This window comes from Rhodopila sp. (assembly GCF_035548235.1).
GTDB lineage: Bacteria > Pseudomonadota > Alphaproteobacteria > Acetobacterales > Acetobacteraceae > Rhodopila.
Genome location: NZ_DASZTJ010000261.1, coordinates 1 through 19,383, shown reverse-complemented (window position 1 = coordinate 19,383; position 19,383 = coordinate 1). Strand labels below are relative to the sequence as shown.

The following is a 19,383-nucleotide window of genomic DNA, read 5'->3' as shown; positions in this document are numbered from 1 at the left end:
CGCTGGTCGTGCAGTTCGGCGAGGTCGTGCGGCCGATCGAGAAGCCGGGCCTGCACGCCAAGCTGCCGCTGATCCAGAACGTCATCACCTTCGACAAGCGGCTGCAGTCGGTCGAACTGCCCGGCGAGGAGGTGATCCTGGGCGACCAGCGGCGGCTGATCGTCGATTCCTTCACGGTGTACCGGATCACCAACCCGCTGCGCTATTACCAGGCGGTCGGACCGGCGCCGGATGCGATCCGCGGCCGGCTGAACTCCATCGTCACCGGCAGCCTGCGGCGCGTCCTGGGCACCAACAACCTGCTGGACGTGCTGTCCGCCGACCGGGAGCGGATCATGACGGCGATCCGCCAGCAGGTGAACAACGAGATGGGGAACTTCGGCGTCGTCGTCGAGGACGTTCGCATCCGCCGCGCCGACCTGCCGCAGGAGAACACGCAGGCGATCCTGCAGCGCATGCAGTCCGAACGCCAGCGCGTCGCCGCCCAGGCCCGCGCCGAGGGCGCCGAAGCCTCGCAGAAGATCCGCGCCGACGCCGAACGCGAGCGCACCGTGCTGCTGGCGGACGCCCAGGCCAAGGCCGATGAGCTTCGCGGCGAAGGCGAGGCGCAGGCGACGGCGATCTATGCCAAGGCGTTCGGGCAGGACCCGGCGTTCTTCTCCTTCTGGCGCACCCTGCAGGGGTACCGGACTGTGTTCGATTCCGGGAACGCTCGGATCGTGGTGACGCCGGACAACGATTACCTGCGGATGCTGCAGGGCTTGCCGCAGGGGGTCGGGAAGTAGGTTCCGGCCCCTCCCGCCGCGATCGGCGCGGGCCCACAGGGGCCAGGAAGGCCCATGCGCAAGGCTCATACGTGCCGAGATGAGCGGACCTGGCGACGCCGCGCGCCCGTCATGCCGGGCGAAGGCCCGCCATCCACGGCCTTCTCTCCGCCAGCGCCGCCGGCCATGACAGGTAACGCACCCCCCAAATCTATATACAATTACTATTTTCCGCTCCGCCGACTCACATCGCCCCTATAGGCGGCGGCGCGCATCTTCCGCCCCATCGTGTCACCACTCGCGCATATGGGGCCCCGGACATGCTCGACCTCGTCTACCTCCTGACCGGAGGCGCGTTTCTCGCCCTCTGCGTCCTCTACACCTTCGCCTGCGACCGCCTGTGAGGAGAGGGCCATGCTGCTCGACTACGTCCTCGGCGGGGCGGTGACCGTGCTGCTGCTGGCGTACCTCGTCGTCGCCCTCGTCCGTCCCGAACGTTTCTAGGCGGGAACACAGACCATGACAGCGAATGGCTGGTTGCAGATCGCGCTCTACTGCGTTCTGCTGATCCTGATCACCAAGCCCGTCGGCGGCTACATGACCCGCGTCTTCGCGGGCGAACGCACGTTCCTCTCCCCCGTCCTGCGGCCGGTCGAGCGCGGGCTCTACCGGCTGTCCGGCGTCGAGGAGACGCAGGAGCAGCACTGGACCGGCTATGCCGTCGCCATGCTGGCGTTCAGCTTCGCCGGCTTCGTCGTGCTGTACGCGCTGCAGCGGCTGCAGGCGGTGCTGCCGTTCAACCCGCAGCACTTGGACGCGGTCTCGCCCGACCTTGCGTTCAACACCTCGGTCAGTTTCGTGACCAACACGAACTGGCAGTCCTATGTCCCCGAATCGACCATGAGCGACCTGGTGCAGATGGCCGGGCTCACGGTGCACAACTTCGTTTCGGCGGCAACCGGCATCGCGCTGGCGATCGCCCTGATCCGCGGCTTCTCCCGCCGTTCGGCCAAGTCGATCGGCAATTTCTGGGTCGATATGACCCGCTGCACGCTGTACGTCCTGCTGCCGGTGTCGATCGTCGTCGGCCTGTTCATGGTCTGGCAGGGCGTGCCGCAGAACCTGTCCGCCTATACGGACGCCACCACGCTGGAAGGCGCGAAGCAGATCATCGCCCAGGGACCGGTCGCGTCCCAGGAAGTGATCAAGATGTTCGGCACCAACGGCGGCGGCTTCTTCAACGCCAACTCCGCCCACCCGTATGAGAACCCGACGGCGCTGACCAACCTGGTGCAGATGCTGCTGATCTTCTCGCTGGGCGCCGGCCTGACCAACGTCTTCGGCCGCATGGTCGGCGACCAGCGCCAGGGTTGGGCGATCTTCGCGGCGATGTTCGTGCTGTTCCTGGCCGGCGCCGCCAGCGCCTATGCCGCCGAAGCGCAGGGCAACCCGCTCTTCGCCCACCTGCCGCTGGCCAATATCGGCAACATGGAAGGCAAGGAGGTCCGGTTCGGCATCGCCAACTCGGCGCTGTTCGCGACCATCACCACCGACGCCTCCTGCGGGGCCGTCATCGCCATGCACGACAGCCTGATGCCGCTGGGCGGCATGATCCCGATGCTGAACATCATGCTGGGCGAGATCATCTACGGCGGCGTCGGATCGGGCCTGTATGGCATGCTGATGTTCGTCATCGTGGCGATGTTCGTCGCCGGCCTGATGGTCGGCCGCACGCCCGAATACATCGGCAAGAAGCTGGAGGCGAAAGAGGTCAAGATGGCCATGCTCGCCATCCTGTGCCTGCCGCTGTCGATCCTGGGCTTCACCGCGCTGGCCGTGGTGGTCAAGCCGGGCCTGGACGCACTCGCCAACGCCGGACCGCACGGGTTCTCCGAGGCGCTGTACGCCTACACCTCGGCCACCGGCAACAACGGCAGCGCCTTCGCCGGATTGTCCGCCAACGTGCCGTTCTGGAACACGACGCTGGGCCTGGCGATGTTCATCGGCCGCTTCCTGTTCATCGTCCCGGTGCTGGCCGTGGCGGGGTCGCTGGCGTCGAAGAAGATCGTGCCGGCTTCGGTTGGAACGTTCCCGACCACGGGCGGCCTGTTCGTGGGCCTCCTGGTCGGCGTCGTCCTGATCACCGGCGCCCTCACTTTCCTGCCGTCCCTGGCACTCGGCCCCATCGTCGAGCACCTGGCCCTGCAATCCGGCACAACCTACTGAGGCCGTTACAATGGCAACGAAAACCCGCACGGCGTCCAGCGTCCTGGACCCCGCGATCCTGCTGCCGGCGATCGGCGAGGCGTTCCGCAAGCTCGATCCCCGGCTGATGTTCCGCAACCCGGTGATGTTCGTGGTGGAAGTCGTCGCCACGCTGGTCACCCTTCTGTTCATCCGCGACCTGGCAACCGGCGGCGCGCATCTGGGCTTTTCCTTCCAGATCATCGCCTGGCTGTGGGTGACGGTGCTGTTCGCGAACTTCGCCGAGGCGGTGGCCGAAGGCCGCGGCAAGGCCCAGGCCGCCACGCTGCGCCGGGCGCGGACGGAAACCCTGGCCAAGCGCCTGCTGCCGAACTCGGAAGGGACGTACGAGGTCCAGGGCCTGTGGGAACAGGTCGCCGCCCCGGACCTGAAGCAGGGCGACCTCGTGCTGGTCGAGGCGGGCGACCTGATCCCCTCGGACGGCGAGGTGGTCGAAGGCATCGCCTCGATCGACGAATCCGCCATCACCGGCGAATCCGCGCCCGTCATCCGCGAAAGCGGCGGCGACCGCTCCGCCGTGACCGGCGGCACGCGGGTGCTGTCCGACTGGATCAAGGTGCGGATCACCGCGGCCCAGGGCTCGACCTTCCTCGACCGCATGATCGCGCTGGTCGAAGGTGCGGAACGGCAGAAGACGCCGAACGAGATCGCGCTGAACATCCTGCTGGCCGGCCTGACGATCATCTTCGTCTTCGCCGTGGCCTCGATCCCCAGCTTCGTCCATTACGCCGGCGGTTCGGTGTCGGTCCTGGTGCTGGTGGCGCTGTTCGTCGCGCTGATCCCGACCACGATCGGCGCGCTGCTGTCGGCGATCGGCATCGCCGGCATGGACCGGCTGGTGCGCTTCAACGTGCTGGCGATGTCCGGCCGAGCGGTGGAGGCCGCGGGCGACGTCGATACGCTGCTGCTGGACAAGACCGGCACCATCACCCTGGGCAACCGCCAGGCCACCGAGTTCCGGCCGCTGAGCGGCGTCAATCCGCACGACCTGGCGGATGCGGCGCAACTGTCCTCCTTGGCCGACGAGACGCCGGAAGGCCGCTCGATCGTCGTGCTGGCGAAGGAGCAGTACGGGCTGCGCGGGCGGGAGATGGCCGGCATGGCCGGGCATTTCGTGCCGTTCTCGGCGCAGACCCGGCTGTCGGGGGTGGACATGGACGGCGTCTCCATCCGCAAGGGGGCGGTCGACGCGGTCCTGGACTGGATCCGCCGCGCGCGGCCGGCCGGGAACGGAACGACGCTGCTCCGCCCGCAGGTGACGGAGGCGTCGGTGGCGGAACTGCGCGTCGTTTCCGACGAGATCGCCAAGGCCGGCGGCACCCCGCTCGCCGTCGCCAGGGACGGGCAGTTGCTGGGCGTGATCTACCTGAAGGACATCGTGAAGGGCGGCATCCACGAGCGCTTCAGCGCGCTGCGCCAGATGGGCATCCGCACGGTGATGATCACCGGCGACAACCCGCTGACCGCCGCCGCCATCGCGGCCGAGGCCGGGGTCGACGACTTCCTGGCGCAGGCGACGCCGGAGACGAAGCTGAAGCTGATCCGCGACGAGCAGGCCCAGGGCAAGCTGGTGGCCATGTGCGGCGACGGCACCAACGACGCCCCGGCCCTGGCGCAGGCCGATGTCGGCGTGGCGATGAACACCGGCACCATGGCGGCGCGCGAGGCCGGCAACATGGTCGACCTGGACAGCGACCCGACCAAGCTGATCGAGATCGTGGAGATCGGCAAGCAGTTGCTGATGACGCGCGGCGCGCTGACCACGTTCAGCATCGCCAACGACGTGGCCAAGTATTTCGCCATGATCCCGGCGATGTTCATCGCCTTCTACCCGCAGCTTCAGGTGCTGAACGTCATGCGGCTCGCCAACCCGGAAAGCGCGATCCTGTCGGCGATCATCTTCAACGCGCTGATCATCGTGGCGCTGATCCCGCTGGCGCTGAAAGGGATCACCTACCGCCCCCGCGGCGCGGCGGCGCTGCTGCGGCGGAACCTGCTGATCTACGGCCTGGGCGGGATCGGGGCGCCGTTCGTGGGGATCAAGCTGATCGACATGCTGGTCTCCGCGCTGGGGCTGGCGTGATGGGCCGCCTGCCCGCGGCCGGCGCGGCCGATCCCCTGCGTCCCGGCCGCGCGCGGGGTCCCGCCCCGTTGCGCCGGGGTCGGGCCTGGCCCGGCCATCCGCGGCTTGAAAAGCTGACGGCACCAAAGTCGCCGGCGACCGGGCCAGGCCCGGTCGTGACGCAGCAGGGAGGCCCGCAAGCGGCCTCCGCACGATCCCATCCCCTTCCCCGTCGCGGAGAGACGGTTCCACCGAACCGCACCCCGATGGGCCAGCGTCCGGAGTGACCCCATGACCCAGCATATCCGTCCCGCGATCATGATGATCGTGCTGATGACCCTCCTGACCGGGCTGGCCTATCCCTTGGCCATGACCGGCATCGCCCAGGCCGTCTTTCCCTGGCAGGCCAACGGCAGCCTGATCCGGAAGGACGGCAAGGTCGTCGGCTCCGCCCTGATCGGGCAGGATTTCACCGGTCCCGGCTATTTCCATGGCCGGCCGTCCGCCACCACCGGCACCGACCCGAAGGACCCCAGCAAGACCATCCCGGCGCCGTACAACGCCGCGAACTCCGGCGGCTCCAATCTCGGCCCGACCTCCAAGGCGCTGGTCGACCGCGTCACCCAGGACGCCCGGGCGCTGGCGCAGGAAAACCCCGGCACGCCGGTGCCGCTCGACCTGGTGACCACCTCGGCCAGCGGGCTTGATCCCGACATCACCCCGGCCGGCGCCCTGTTCCAGGTCCCCCGCATCGCCAAGGCGCGGCACCTGTCCGAGGACGCGGTCCGCCGCCTGGTCGACGACCACACCACCGGACGCCTGTTCGGGATCATCGGCGAACCCCATGTGAACGTGCTAAAGCTGAACCTGGCACTGGATGCGTTGGGCCACGCCTAGCGGGTGCGTAGGAAACATTTGAACGCATGAGCGAAAACAGCGGCGGCGACCGGCGGCCCTCGCCCGACGCGCTGCTCAAGGAAGCGCAGAAGGGAACGCGGGGCCGGCTGAAGATCTTCCTCGGCGCCGCCCCCGGCGTCGGGAAGACCTTTGAGATGCTCTCCTCCGCCCAGGTCCGGCGGCGGGAGGGCGTCGACGTCGTCATCGGCATCGTCGAGACGCATGGCCGAGCGGAAACCCAGGCGCTGGTGGCGGGGCTTCCGGTCATGCCGCGGGTCACCGTCACCTATCGCGGCACCGCGCTGACCGAGATGGACCTGGACGGCATCCTGGCCCGCCGCCCGGCCCTGGTGCTGGTGGACGAGTTGGCCCACACCAACGCCCCCGGCAGCCGCCACCCCAAGCGCCACATGGATGTCGAGGAGCTGCTGGAAGCCGGCATCGACGTCTACACCACGCTGAACATCCAGCATGTCGAAAGCCTGAACGACGTCGTCGCGCGCATCACCCGCATCCGCGTGCGGGAGACGGTTCCGGACTCGGTCATCGACGCCGCCGACGACATCGAGCTGATCGACCTGACGCCCGAAGACCTGATCCAGCGCCTGAAGGAAGGCAAGGTCTACGTCCCGGCGCAGGCGGAGCGCGCGGTCCGGCACTATTTCGCCGCCGGCAACCTGACGGCGCTGCGGGAGCTGGCGCTGCGCCGCACCGCCCAGCGGGTCGACAACCAGATGGTCGACTACATGCGCAGCCACGCCATCGAAGGCCCCTGGCCGGCCGGCGAGCGGGTGCTGGTCTGCATCCAGGGCGGCAAGCGGCCGGTGGCGACGGTGCGCCATGCCAAGCGCCTGGCGGACACCGTCCACGCCCCCTGGACCGCGCTGTTCGTGGAGACCGCCGGCAGCCAGCGCGCGGGCGAAAAGGTGAAGGCGGAGATCGTCGAGGCCCTGCGCCTGGCGCAGCAACTGGGCGGCGATGTCGTGCAGATCCCCGGCGCCGACGTCGCCGACGCGGTGATCGAATACGCCCGCACCAACAACGTCACCCATGTCATCGTCGGCAAGTCCGTCCGCCCGCGCTGGCAGCAGGTCCTGTTCGGGTCGGTCGTGCAGCGCCTGATCAACCGGGCGGGCGGGATCAATGTGCACGTGATCGAAACGCCGGCGGACGGGAAGGATAACGTGGCGTCCGCACCGGGGCCGCCGATGGCGCTGGCGCCGAAGCCCTACCTGGTCTCGGTCGCGCTGGTGCTGGCGGCGATCCCCGTCGCCAACCTGCTGCGCGAGGTGCTGGGGTTCGGCAACATCGCGCTGGTGTTCCTGACGGCGATCCTGGCGGGCGCGGTGATGCACGGCCTCGGCCCGTCGCTGTTCGCCAGCCTGGTGGCCGTGCTGGCCTATAACTTCTTCTTCCTGCCGCCGCTCTACACCTTCACCATCGCCGACCCCGAGAACGTCGTCGCGCTGTTCTTCTTCGCCATCGTCGCCTTCGTCGCCAGCAACCTCGCCGGCCGGGTCCGCAGCCAGGCGGTCGCGGCCGGCCAGCGGGCACGTGCGACGGACGACCTGTACCAGTTCAGCCGCAAGCTCGCGGTCGCGGTGACGCTGGACGACCTGCTCTGGGCCACCGCGCACCAGATCGCACTGATGCTGAAGGTGCGCGTGGTGCTGCTGCTGCCGGAGGGGATCACCGAGGGCGGTGTGGAGGGCGGCGGAACCAGGGACGGCGTGCTGACCGTCCGTGCCGGCTTCCCGCCCGAGGACATATTGGACGACGCGGACTTCGCCGCCGCGCGCTGGAGCTGGGAGAAGAACCATGAGGCCGGCCGCGGCTCCGACACGCTGCCGGGCGCGAAGTGGCTGTTCCAGCCGATGCGCACGGGGCGCGGGCCGGTGGGCGTGGTTGGTATCATCCGTGACGAACCCGGCGTGTTGCTGCGCCCGGACCAGGAACGGCTGATGGCCGCCCTGACCGACCAGGCCGCCCTCGCCATCGAGCGCGTCAACCTCGCCCGCGACCTCCATCGCGCTCGGCTCGAAGCCGAAACGGATCGGTTGCGGTCCGCACTGCTGACCTCGATCTCGCACGACCTGCGCACGCCGCTGGCGTCGATCCTGGGGTCGGCGACCAGCCTGCGCTCGCAAGGCGCGATGCTGGACAAGCCGACGCAGGATTCGCTGCTGGGCACGATCATCGACGAGGCCGACCGGCTGAACCGTTTCATCGGCAACCTGTTGGACATGACGCGGCTGGAGTCGGGCGCGCTGAAGCCGAACGCCACGCTGGCGGAGTTGTCCGACGTGGTCGGCGCGGTGCTGCAGCGGGCGTCCCGGATCCTTGCCGGCCATGACGTGCAGGTGGCGCTGGCGCCGGACCTGCCGCTGCTGTCGCTCGACATGGTGCTGTTCGAGCAGGTGCTGTTCAACCTGCTGGACAACGCCGCCAAGCACGCGCCGGCCGGCAGCGTGATCCGGATCGCGGCGGAGCGCGTGGAGGAGCGGGCGGCGGAGCGCGTGGAGGAGCGGGCGGCGGAGCGCGTGAAGGAGCGGGCGGCGGAGCGCGTGGATGGGAGGGCGGCGGAGCGGGCGGTGCAGCGCGCGGACGAACGGGTGACGGTCCGCATCAGCGACGAAGGCCCCGGCATCCCGGCGGGGGAAGCCGAACGGATCTTCGAGAAGTTCTACCGCGGCGGCGGACCCGACCGACGGCGCGCGGGCACCGGGCTGGGGCTTGCCATCTGCCGCGGCTTCGTCGAAGCGATGGGCGGCACCATCTCGGCGGCGAATCGAAGCGATCGTCCGGGTGCGGTGTTCACCATCACCCTGCCGGTGCCGGCGGTGATGCCCATGGCGGCGGAGGAGGCCGCGGAATGAGCGCCCTGACCGGCCCTGCCCGGGTCCTGGTGATCGACGACGAACCGGCGATCCGGCGCTTCCTGCGCGCCGGCCTGGCCACCCAAGGCTATGTCGTCACCGAACTGGACACGGGGCTGCCGGCCCTGGACGTCGTCCGGCGGCGCGGCGCCGACCTGATCGTGCTCGACCTGGGCCTGCCGGACATCGACGGGACCGAAGTGATCCAGCGCATCCGCGAGACCGGTTCGGCGGTGCCGATCGTCGTGCTGTCCAGCCGGGGCGACGAGGCGGCGAAGGTGCAGGCGCTGGACCTGGGGGCCGACGATTACGTCACCAAGCCGTTCGGCATCGATGAACTGCTGGCCCGGATCCGCGCCGCCTTGCGGCATCGGCTGCAGCAGGCGGGAGAGACGCCGGTGTTCCGAAGCGGCGACCTGGGCGTGGACCTGGTGCGCCGGATCGTGACGGTCCGTGGGCAGGAGGTGAAGCTGTCGCCGCGCGAATACAGCGTGCTGCGACTGCTGGTTCAGCATGCCGGGAAGGTGCTGACCCACGGCATGATCCTGCGCGAAGTCTGGGGGGCGAACACCGACGTGCAATATCTTCGTATCTACATCAGGGCCTTGCGCCAGAAGCTGGAGGCCGACCCCGAACGGCCGGTGCATATCCTGACGGAGACCGGCGTGGGATATCGGTTGCGGGTGCTCGACTGATGCGGATCGCCGATTTCCTGACGCCGGACCGGGTCGTGCTGGACCTTCGGGCACGCACCAAGCCGCGGCTGATCGCCGAGGTCGCGGCGCGGTTCAACCGCTCCGACCCGTCGATCGACATCGCGGCGGTGGAGGCGGCGCTGCTGGCGCGCGAACGCCTGGGATCGACCGGCCTGGGCGGCGGGTTCGCCCTGCCGCACGCCCGGGTCGAGGCGCTGCCCGGCTATCGCGGGCTGTTCGCCCGGCTGGACAAGCCGATCGAGTTCGAGGCGATCGACGGCGCGCCGGTGTCGATGGTCTTCGCGCTGCTGACGCCGGGGGCCGAGGCGTCGTCGCATGTCGGGGCGCTGGCCGCGGTCTCGCGGCTGTTCCGCGACGCCGCCGTGCGGGAACGGCTGCGGCAGGCGAAGTCGGCGGCGGACGCGTTCCAGGTGCTGGCCGAGGGAGGAAAGCCGGAAATCTCCCCGTAGTGGCAACTGCCATGGCACAGCGCTTGCTACCCCAACGCGCGTCCCGTTCAGCCCGTCCGGAGTTCAGATACGACGATGACGGTTTCCGCCACGGCCCTTGCCTCTCCCCTCACCGCCGCGCGCGCGGCCCTGAGACGACCTGCCCCGTCCCTCCGCGATTGGGCCGGCTGGCTGCTGCTGCTGCCGGCGGTCGCCTTCCTGCTGGCGTTCTTCGTGCTGCCGGCGGTCACGCTGTTCGCCTACAGCATCCTGACGCAGCACGCCGACGGCACCGTCAGCCTGCCCGTGACATTCAACCATTTCAGCCACTTCTTCCGGGAGAGCGTCTACAGCCACGTGCTGTTCGACACGCTGAAGATGGCGCTCGCGACGGCGGCGCTGGCGATCCTTCTGGGCTATCCGGTGGCGCTGGCGATGCTGCGCGCGTCGCCGCTGGGCATGCGGCTGATGACGATCATGCTGATCGCGCCGCTGATCGTCAGCGTCGTGGTCCGGACCTATGGCTGGCAATTGATCCTGGCGAACAGCCGCAGCGGCGTCCTCAACTGGATCCTCATGTCGCTCGGGATCATCGATCACCCGCTGCGCATCCTGTATACGCAGGCGGCGGTCGTCATCGCCTCGCTGCACGTCTTCTTCCCGATGATGGTCCTGCCGCTGGTCTCGGCGCTGGCGAAGATCGATCCCGATGTCGAGAACGCGGCGCGCACCCTGGGCGCCGGGGCGTGGTCCACCTTCCGCCGCGTCAGCCTGCCGCTGAGCCTGCCCGGCCTCGCCGTCGGCTTCACGCTGGTGTTCTCGCTGACGGCGAGCTCCTACGTGACACCTGCCATCCTCGGCGGCACGAATGCCCAAATGCTGGGCAACCTCATCGAGCAGCAGATCACCGCCGTCTATGACTGGCCGTTCGGCGCGACGGTGGCGGTCGTGCTGGTGGCGACCGTCCTGGCGATGAATTTCGTTTCGGGCTGGATATTCGAGAGGCGACGGGCGTGAACGGGCGCGCCGTCGCCGCGTCGCTTGCCCTGCGGACCGTCACCGGACTGACCTTCCTGTTCATCGCCGCGCCGCTGGTCGTTACGATGGCGCTGTCGATCTCCGACACCCGGTTCGTGGCGTTCCCGCCGAAGGGCTTCACCCTGTCGTGGTTCGGCAACGTGGTCGCCAACCCCGACTTCCGCTCGTCGCTGTACTACAGCCTGTGGCTTGCGGCCTCGGCCACCGCGGGCGCCCTTCTGCTTGGCATGCCGGCGGCCCTGGCGCTGGTCCGGTTCCAGGTGAAAGGGTCCGCCGCGCTGCGCTCCCTGCTGCTGTCGCCGCTGGTCTTCCCGGTGCTGATCACCGGATTGGCGCTGCTGCAACTGTTCTCCATGATGGGCTGGCAGGTCGTGTGGCGGAACCTGCTGATCGCCCATATCCTGGTGACCTTCCCCTATGTGGTGCGGACCGTGTCCGCCAGCCTGATCCTGGCCGACGTGACGCTGGAAGAGGCAGCGCGCACGCTGGGCGCCAGCCGCTGGCGCGCGTTCGTGCGCGTCACCCTGCCGCAGATCGCGCCCGGGGTGGTGGCGGGCGCGCTGTTCGCCTTTATGGTTTCATTCGATAACTTCCCGGTCTCGATGTGGCTCGCGGACGCCGCGAACGATCCGATGCCGATGTTCATCTATCGCCACGCGACGGGCGTCTTCGACCCGTCGGTCGCCGCGACGTCCACGCTGATGATCGGCCTTGCCATCGTCGTCGTGCTGGCGATCGAGCGCCTGGTGGGTCTGAAGCGCGCAATGGGCATATAGGAGAACGCATGACGTCACGGATCAAGCGCCGGCAGGCGATCAAGCTGGCGGCCGCCACCGGTGTGGCCGCCCTGGCGGCACCGACCATTCTGATCCCGAAATCCTGGGCCGAAGGCAAGTCGATCTTCGTCGGCATCTACTTCGCCCAGCAGGGCGAATATGTCCGCAAGCACGTCGTCCCGAAATTCGAGGCCGACTACAAGTGCAAGGTCTACACCACCGAAGGCTTCACCCTGACGCAGATCGCCGCCCTGCGCGCGACGCGCACCAATCCGAAATACAGCGCCATGTTCATGGACGACATCGGCGTCGACCTGGCGAAGGGCGAGGGCCTGATCGATCCGCTGCCGGTCGACAAGATGCCGAACCTGTCGCGGCTGTACAAGCGGTTCATGTTCAGCGACGGCTACGGCGCCGCCTTCGCGATCTCGGCCGCGGGCATGGCCTACAACCCCACCAGCGGGGTGACGATCAAGAGCTACGCCGACCTGTGGGAGCCCCGGTTCAAGGACCGGATCCTGATGGTCACGCCGAAATTCACCCAGAGCATCTACCTGCTGGTCGTCGCGGCGTCGCTCGCCACCGGCAAGCCCTGGGCCGAAGCGCAGTTCGACCTCAACGCCGCCTGGGACAGGATGAAGGCGCTGAAGCCCAATATCCAGACGATCTACGAAGCGCCGGCCACCGTCATGATGGTCGCGCAGGGACAGGCGGACCTGGCGGGCATCGAGTATTCGAAGCAGGTCTATCCCTATACCGTCTCCGGCGCGCCGATCAGCATGACCTTCCCCAAGGAGGGCACGTTCGCCGGCGTCAACTGCCTGACCCTGCCGAAGAACGCGCCGGAACCGGAACTCGGCGCCGCGTTCCTGAACCGCATGCTCGATCCCGAGGTGCAGCAGGGCATGGCCGCGGCGACCCTGACCGCGGCGTCCATCGGCGGGCTGAATTTCGCGCCGGACATCGCGAAATACATCGCCTACCCTGAGGCGAAGATGGACGAGATGCGCATGTTCACGTGCGACTGGTCGAAGATCAATCCGATCCGGCCCGGACTGGTGGAGAAGTACAACCAGATCTTCGGGGCCTGACCGGCTTGCACACCGAACCGGCCGCGGTCCGCCTGACCGACCTGACCAAGCTGTACGGCCCGGCCGTCGCCGTCGACAAGCTGTCGCTGAGCATCGAGCCCGGCGAGCTGATCGCGCTGCTGGGACCCAGCGGCTGCGGCAAGACCACCAGCCTGCGGATGATCGCCGGGCTGATCGAACCCAGCCACGGCGACATCTTCGTCAACGGTCGTTCCATTACCAACGTTCCGGTCCACCGCCGCAACATCGGCATGCTGTTCCAGAGCTATGCCCTGTTCCCGCATTTGAGCGTGCTGGAGAACGTCATGTTCGGGCTGGAGATGCGCGGCATCAGAAAGCGCGACGCGGGGGACAGGGCGCGGGAAGCGCTGGAGCTCGTGCAGTTGTCAGGCCATCAGGAGAAGCTGCCCGCCCGCCTGTCCGGCGGCCAGCAGCAGCGCGTCGCCCTGGCGCGCGCCCTGGTGATCGAACCGGCGATGCTGCTGCTGGACGAGCCCTTGGGCGCGCTGGACAAGAACCTGCGGGAAGACATGCAGGTGGAGCTGCGGCTGCTGCAGCGCCGGCTGGGCATCACCACCATCATGGTCACGCACGACCAGGATGAGGCGATGACGCTGTCCGATCGGATCGTGGTGATGAACAAGGGCAAGCTGGAGCAGGTCGGCCCGCCGGCCGAGGTCTACCAGCGCCCCGCCACCCGCTTCGTCGCCGGGTTCCTGGGCGTGTCCAACTTCTTCAGCGGCCGGATCGCCGGCCGGTCCGGCGGGGCGGTCCGGGTCGCCTGTTCGGAAGGCCTCGACCTGACGGTGCCGGCCGAGGCGGCCTCGGGCGACCGGGTGACGGTGGCGCTGCGGCCGGAGGCGATCCGGGTGTCCGTCCCGAACGGCGCCGCCACGCCGAACCAGGTCGTCGCGACCCTGGAGCAGGTGCTGTACCGCGGGTTCATGGTCCACTACCATATGCGCCTGCCGAACGGGACGCCGCTGGTCGCGTTCGAGCAAAGCCCGACCACGACCGAGATCGCGCCCGGCACCCCGGTCCTGGCGGCCTGGGACGAAGCCAGCAACCGGGTGGTCGCGGACGAGGCGACCTAACGCCCGTCACGCGCCGCCCCCGTCACGCACCGCGTCGATACCGCCGCGCCAGGATCCGCAGGTGGTTCTGGAAATGCGGCCGCAGCTTCTCGGTCCAGGCGCTGGACGCGCCGGTCTTCCATGCCTCGGTCAGCGGCACGTCGGCCGTCGCCAGGTGATAGAGCGCCAGATAGCGGTGCGTCCCTTTCGGATCGCGGAACCGCCGCGCGGACATCACGCCGGGCACCGCGGACAGGGCGGGGATGTGTTCGTGGTCGTACCACTCGTTGAACTCCGCCTCGTACGCCGGGTCGACGTTCATGGCGTTGACCAGCAGCCCCCCTGCCCCGGCCGGACTGTCCGCGTCGCCGGGCAGTGTCTGCTCGCCGTCGAAGCGGATCAGGCGCTGGCACATCGCGGTCACCCGCTTCGACCAGACCGACAGGTTCTCATACGCGATCGCCTTGTACGGCGCGCTCTGCAGCACCGAGAGGCTGTCCAGGTCATAGGTCGCCACCGCCTGTTTCGGGTTGGCGACGCTGATCCAGCGCTCGCACAGGCCGAAGCCGGGGACGCGCTGGCGTTCCGGCACGTGTTCGGTGTCGTACCAGTCGTGGAATTCGTCGGCATGCGCGTTGGTGTAGTCGAACCCGACCAGCAGAATGCCCTTGGCCATGTCATCCTCCATCCCGCCGGAGCGGCGGCGTTTGCGGGGGAGTAGGCACCCAACCCGGGCGGGCGTCCAGTCCGGAGGCGGCGCGGACGGGGTTCATCCTTCGTGTTGGCGTCGCCCCTCGCCCGGAACGGGTTGGACCCGTGACGCCGCCGGGGCTACACCCCTCCTGCCTACGATGGTACGCTTCTTCGAGCTCTCCGAGTCGTTCCCCCAATGCTGCACATCATCAAGCTCTCCGTCGGCGTCCGCGATATCGACCATCTGCGTGAGGTCCAGGCCGAGCGGCTGGCGACGCGGGGGCGGCTGTTCCACCGCACGCGGATGACGCCGCGCCGGCGGGACGAGATCCTGGACGGCGGCTCGATCTACTGGGTGATCAACGGCTCCCTGCTGGCGCGCCAGCGCATCCTGGACATCGTCGACGACACCCGCGACGACGGAACGCCCTGCACGGCCCTGATCCTCGATCCGGAGGTCGTGCCCCTGGCCGGACGGCCGACGCGCCCGTTCCAGGGCTGGCGCTACCTGGACCCCGAGGACGCGCCGCCCGACATGCCGGACCTGGGCGCGATCGCCGGGCTGGACCGGCTGCCGGCCGCGATGCGGCAGGAATTGCGGGCGCTCTGCCTGCTGTGAACGGCGGTCAAGGCGTCATGTCGGACAGTGACGCCAGAATCTTGTATGCGGCGGTGACGTTGTCCTCGATGGGGACGCTCCTGTTCGCCAGGATCGCGATCCCCAGCCGCGCCTCCGGAACGAAGGCCACATAGGCGCCAAAGCCGTTCGTGGCGCCGGTCTTGTTCATCAGCGTGGCACGCCGCCGCGGCCGTGGCCGTGGCAGCCAGGTGACCGCGGAGGCATCGAATATCATCTTCGGGGCATTGCCCGCGAGCACCGTGTCGAGACCTGTCGGCCAGGCGTACATCTCCCATCCCAGGCCCTGGGTCATGTCGCCGACCTCGCAATATCCGGCATGCGTCGCGGCGATCGCCTGCCGCAGCCCGTCGCCGGACACCCTGTCATCCATGTTCGCCTCGACGAACCGGATCATGTCGGTCACGGTCGTCTTCACGCCATACGCTTCGGCGTCGAGGACGCCCGGGCTGACCCGGATCGGCCGGTCGCCCTTCCAATAGCCGGACGCGTAATTGCCCATCTGATCGGGCGGGACCCGGAGATAGGTGCGGGTGAGACCGAGCGCCGGGAAAAGCCGACGTTCCAGGAGATCGTCAAACGGCGCACCCATGCTGCGCGCCGCAGCATATCCAAGCAGGCCGATGCTCGGGTTCGAGTAGAGCCGGACCGTGCCGGGCGCGTAGACCGGCCGCCAGTGCCTGAAATACCGGATCATCCGGTCCTGGTCGGTGACGTCGTCGGGGAACTGCAACGGCAGTCCCCCCGCCGTGTAAGTGGCCAGGTCGAGCAGGCTGATCGCGTCGAAGCCGCTGCCGGCCAGCGCCGGAACATGCGCACTCGCCTTGTCCGAGAAGGCAAGCGTCCCCCGCGCCCGCGCCAGGCCGGCCAGCGTCGCCGTGAAGGTCTTGCTGATCGACCCGACCTCGAACAGCGTGTCCTTGGTGACCCGCTGCCCGCTCTCCTTCGAGGCGACGCCGTAATGGAACAGCGCGCGTTGCCCGTGCGCCGTGACCGCCACGGCCATGCCGGGCACCCGGTTCTTGTCGATGACCGGCCTGATCGCCTCCTCGACCGTCCGGTCGACCGAGGCCGAACCTGTCCCGGCGCGCGCCTGCCGCACGAGAGGGGTCGCGACCAAGGACGCGGTGAGCGCCTGCCGGCGCGACAATGACAGCCTCATGTTCCTCTCCCCTTCGGGTTCGGCCAGCGGGTTCGGCCAGTGGTTCGGCCAGTGGTTCGGCCATCCGGTTCGGCCATCCGGTTCGACCGTGCGAGTCCGGGACCGGCGGAGCGCGGTACGCGGAAAACCACCCCATGCCAACCGCTCGACCTTCGGACCATGCGCGCCGATCGGTTGTGCGGATCGGGACGGACGGGCACAAAGCGGCCGTGATGCAGACCATCCATGTCATCGGCGGCGGCTTGTCCGGGCTTTCCGCCGCGCTTTCGCTCAGCCAGGCCGGACGCGCCGTCGTCGTGCACGAAGCCGGGCCTGCCGCGGGGGGTCGCTGCCGGTCCTATTTCGACCGCGAGCTGGGCATCCGCGTCGACAACGGCAACCACCTGATGCTGTCGGGCAACCGCGCGGTACTGGCCTATCTGCGGGAAACCGGGGCCGAGGACCGGGTGCGCATCGCCGACCGGCCGGTCTTCCCGTTCCGCGACCTGAAGACGGGCGTGCGCTGGTCCCTTCGCCCCAATCGCGGCCGGCTTCCCTGGTGGGTGCTCCGTCCGGGCCGCCGCGTGCCGGACACCGGGCTGGCGGATTACCTCGCCATGGGCCGCATCGTCCGCATCCGCGACGACACGCCGGTGGCCGAGGCCATGCCGCACAGCCGGCTGTACGAGCGGCTGGTGGAGCCGCTCGCCATCGCCGCCCTGAACACGCCGCCCCGGACCGGCCTCGCCCGCCTGCTGGCGGCGGTGATGCGGGAGACGCTGATGGTCGGCGGCCATACCTGTCGCCCCATCCTGCCGCTGGAGGGCCTGTCGGAGGCGATGGTCGACCCCGCCGTCGCCACGCTGCGCCGGCGCGGGGCGGAGGTGCGGCTCAACAGCCGGATCGCCGAGTTGGTGCTGGCGGAAGGGTCGGTGACCGCGCTGCGCGGCCCGGACGGGTCGATCCCGGGGTCGATCCCGTTGGGGCCGGCGGACGGCGTCGTGCTCGCCGTCCCGCCCTGGGTCGCCGCCGACCTGCTGCCCGGCCTGACCGCCCCGACCGCGTTCGAGGCGATCCTGAACCTCCATTTCCGTCACGAGGCGGACCCTGCCGGCCCGCTGGGCGAGACCGGCTTCATCGGCCTGATCGGCGGCACCGCCGAGTGGCTGTTCCGCAAGCCGGGGCATGTCTCGGTGACGATCAGCGCGGCCAACGCGCTGGTGGACGAGACGCCGGCCGCGCTCGCCGGCAAGGTCTGGACCGATGTGGCCGCGGCGCTCGACCTGCCTGCGCCGACGCCGATGCCGCCGTTCCGCGTGGTCAAGGAAAAGCGCGCCACGTTCGCCGCCACGGCCGAACAGGACCGGCGGCGGCCCGGCCCCCGGACGGCGCTGGCGGCGAACCTGGCCGTGGCCGGCGACTGGACCGATACCGGCTTGCCCGCGACGATCGAGGGCGCGATAAGGTCCGGTCGCACCGCGGCGAACCTGCTGCTTTCACGCTAGTTTCAGGGATCGAATGGACCTAGACACCGCCGTGCCGCCTGACGCCGGCCGCGCCCGCTTGGACGACAACCGCCTGGAAGCCGCCGTCACCGCGGCGACCGAGGCACTGAAGCGGGAGCAGAAGCCGGACGGGCACTTCGTCTTCGAGCTGGAGGCGGACGCGACCATCCCGGCGGAATACGTGCTGCTGGAGCACTACCTCGACCGCATCGACGAACCCCTGGAACAGAAGATCGGCGTCTACCTGCGCGCGATCCAGGGCGAGCACGGCGGCTGGCCGCTGTTCCATGACGGCGCGTTCAACATCTCCTGCAGCGTGAAGGCGTATTTCGCGCTGAAAGCCATCGGCGACGACCCCGACGCCCCCCATATGCGCCGCGCGCGGGAGGCGATCCTGGCGGCGGGCGGGGCGGAGCGGACCAATGTCTTCACCCGCGCCCAGCTCGCGCTGTTCGGGGAGGTGCCGTGGCGGGCAGTGCCGGTGATGCCGATGGAGATCATGCACCTGCCGCTGTGGTTCCCGTTCCACCTGTCGAAAGTGTCGTACTGGTCGCGCACCGTGATCGTGCCGCTGCTGGTGCTGATGACGCTGCGCCCCAGGGCCCGGAATCCCCGCGGCGTGACCATCCGGGAGCTGTTCCGCACCCCGCCCGATCAGGTGACGGACTATATCCGCGGTCCCTACCAGTCGTCCTGGGGTCGGTTCTTCAAGGGACTGGATACGGTGCTGCGCGCCACGGAGCCGTATTTCCCCAAGGCCAGCCGCAAGCGCGCGATCGACAAGGCCGTCGCCTTCGTCACCGAACGGCTGAACGGGGAGGACGGGCTGGGCGCGATCTATCCGGCCATGGCCAACAGCGTGATGATGTACGACGCGCTGGGCTACCCGCCCGACCACGAGCATGCCGCGACGGCCTGGGGAGCCGTACGCAAGCTGTTGGTGGTGGAGGCGGACCGCGCCTATTGCCAGCCTTGCCTGTCGCCGATCTGGGACACCGGCCTGGCGGGGCACGCGATGATCGAGGCCGGGGTGTCGACCGACACCGCCTGCGACTGGCTGGTCCCCAAGCAGATCCTGGACGTGGTCGGCGACTGGTCGGTGCGCCGCCAGGGGCTGCGGCCCGGCGGCTGGGCGTTCCAGTACGAGAACGCGCATTACCCCGACGTCGACGATACGGCCGTGGTCGGCATGCTGCTGCACCGCAACGGCGACCCCAGGTACCGGGAGGCGATCGACCGCGCGCGGGAATGGGTCATCGGGATGCAGTCCTCGGACGGCGGCCCGATGGATGGCGGGTGGGGCGCGTTCGAGCCGGAGAACACGCATGACTACCTGAACCATATCCCGTTCGCGGACCACGGCGCGCTGCTGGACCCTCCGACCGCCGATGTCAGCGCCCGCTGCGTGTCCTTCCTGGCGC

General features: G+C 69.0%; 17 protein-coding genes. 15 read left to right on the top strand and 2 right to left on the bottom strand.

Going from position 1 to position 19,383, the window contains the following annotated elements:
• The 12 genes from hflC to VHB27_RS21000 form a co-directional block, all read left to right on the top strand.
• The coding region (gene hflC / locus VHB27_RS21055; RefSeq protein WP_325604252.1) for a protease modulator HflC at nt 1-785 on the top strand (785 nt) is incomplete at its 5' end.
• 393 nt (nt 786-1,178) lie between these two features.
• On the top strand, nt 1,179-1,268 hold the full coding sequence (gene kdpF, locus VHB27_RS21050) for a K(+)-transporting ATPase subunit F (RefSeq protein WP_325604250.1): 90 nt from the start codon (nt 1,179-1,181) through the stop codon (nt 1,266-1,268).
• A 15-nt stretch (nt 1,269-1,283) separates the two neighbouring features.
• Entirely contained in the window at nt 1,284-2,990 is a 1,707-nt protein-coding gene (gene kdpA / locus VHB27_RS21045; protein WP_325604248.1) for a potassium-transporting ATPase subunit KdpA, read from the top strand.
• Between the two features lie 10 nt (nt 2,991-3,000).
• Nucleotides 3,001-5,112 (top strand): potassium-transporting ATPase subunit KdpB, encoded by a 2,112-nt coding sequence (gene kdpB, locus VHB27_RS21040; protein WP_325604246.1) that lies wholly within the window; start codon nt 3,001-3,003, stop codon nt 5,110-5,112.
• A 270-nt stretch (nt 5,113-5,382) separates the two neighbouring features.
• A complete protein-coding gene (locus VHB27_RS21035) occupies nt 5,383-5,988 on the top strand; it encodes a K(+)-transporting ATPase subunit C (RefSeq protein ID WP_325604244.1) in 606 nt (201 codons plus the stop codon).
• A gap of 26 nt (nt 5,989-6,014) precedes the next feature.
• Nucleotides 6,015-8,864 carry a sensor histidine kinase KdpD gene (locus VHB27_RS21030; protein WP_325604242.1) on the top strand — a complete coding sequence of 950 codons (2,850 nt, stop codon included), beginning with the start codon at nt 6,015-6,017 and terminating at the stop codon, nt 8,862-8,864.
• Nucleotides 8,861-9,559 (top strand): response regulator transcription factor, encoded by a 699-nt coding sequence (locus tag VHB27_RS21025; protein ID WP_325604241.1) that lies wholly within the window; start codon nt 8,861-8,863, stop codon nt 9,557-9,559. Before VHB27_RS21030 ends, VHB27_RS21025 begins: the two co-directional genes overlap by 4 nt.
• Nucleotides 9,559-10,029 carry a PTS sugar transporter subunit IIA gene (locus tag VHB27_RS21020; protein WP_325604238.1) on the top strand — a complete coding sequence of 157 codons (471 nt, stop codon included), beginning with the start codon at nt 9,559-9,561 and terminating at the stop codon, nt 10,027-10,029. The genes VHB27_RS21025 and VHB27_RS21020 overlap by 1 nt, the downstream gene beginning before the upstream one ends.
• A 75-nt stretch (nt 10,030-10,104) precedes the next feature.
• A complete protein-coding gene (locus VHB27_RS21015) occupies nt 10,105-11,025 on the top strand; it encodes an ABC transporter permease (RefSeq protein ID WP_325604236.1) in 921 nt (306 codons plus the stop codon).
• A complete protein-coding gene (locus VHB27_RS21010) occupies nt 11,022-11,822 on the top strand; it encodes an ABC transporter permease (RefSeq protein ID WP_325604234.1) in 801 nt (266 codons plus the stop codon). Before VHB27_RS21015 ends, VHB27_RS21010 begins: the two co-directional genes overlap by 4 nt.
• Before the next feature lie 8 nt (nt 11,823-11,830).
• Nucleotides 11,831-12,913: an extracellular solute-binding protein gene (locus VHB27_RS21005; protein ID WP_325604232.1), complete on the top strand. Its 1,083-nt coding sequence runs from the start codon at nt 11,831-11,833 to the stop codon at nt 12,911-12,913.
• Nucleotides 12,914-12,918: 5 nt separating this feature from the next.
• Nucleotides 12,919-14,007, top strand: coding sequence for an ABC transporter ATP-binding protein (locus tag VHB27_RS21000; RefSeq protein ID WP_325604230.1), 1,089 nt, complete (start codon nt 12,919-12,921; stop codon nt 14,005-14,007).
• Nucleotides 14,008-14,029: 22 nt separating this feature from the next.
• Here the strand turns inward: VHB27_RS21000 and VHB27_RS20995 are convergent, their stop codons facing one another.
• Nucleotides 14,030-14,662: a hypothetical protein gene (locus VHB27_RS20995; RefSeq protein ID WP_325604228.1), complete on the bottom strand. Its 633-nt coding sequence runs from the start codon at nt 14,660-14,662 to the stop codon at nt 14,030-14,032.
• A 213-nt stretch (nt 14,663-14,875) separates the two neighbouring features.
• On the opposite strand from VHB27_RS20995, the gene VHB27_RS20990 reads away from it, so the two are divergent.
• On the top strand, nt 14,876-15,298 hold the full coding sequence (locus tag VHB27_RS20990; protein WP_325604226.1) for a DUF1489 family protein: 423 nt from the start codon (nt 14,876-14,878) through the stop codon (nt 15,296-15,298).
• 7 nt (nt 15,299-15,305) lie between these two features.
• On the opposite strand, the gene ampC is transcribed toward VHB27_RS20990, so the two are convergent.
• Nucleotides 15,306-16,478 carry a class C beta-lactamase gene (gene ampC, locus VHB27_RS20985; protein ID WP_325604225.1) on the bottom strand — a complete coding sequence of 391 codons (1,173 nt, stop codon included), beginning with the start codon at nt 16,476-16,478 and terminating at the stop codon, nt 15,306-15,308.
• Nucleotides 16,479-16,690: 212 nt separating this feature from the next.
• Here ampC and hpnE point away from each other — a divergent pair, with 212 nt between their 5' ends.
• Nucleotides 16,691-17,962 (top strand): hydroxysqualene dehydroxylase HpnE, encoded by a 1,272-nt coding sequence (hpnE, locus tag VHB27_RS20980; protein ID WP_325604254.1) that lies wholly within the window; start codon nt 16,691-16,693, stop codon nt 17,960-17,962.
• A 13-nt stretch (nt 17,963-17,975) separates the two neighbouring features.
• On the top strand, nt 17,976-19,383 hold a 1,408-nt coding region (gene shc, locus VHB27_RS20975; protein WP_325604223.1), incomplete at its 3' end, for a squalene--hopene cyclase.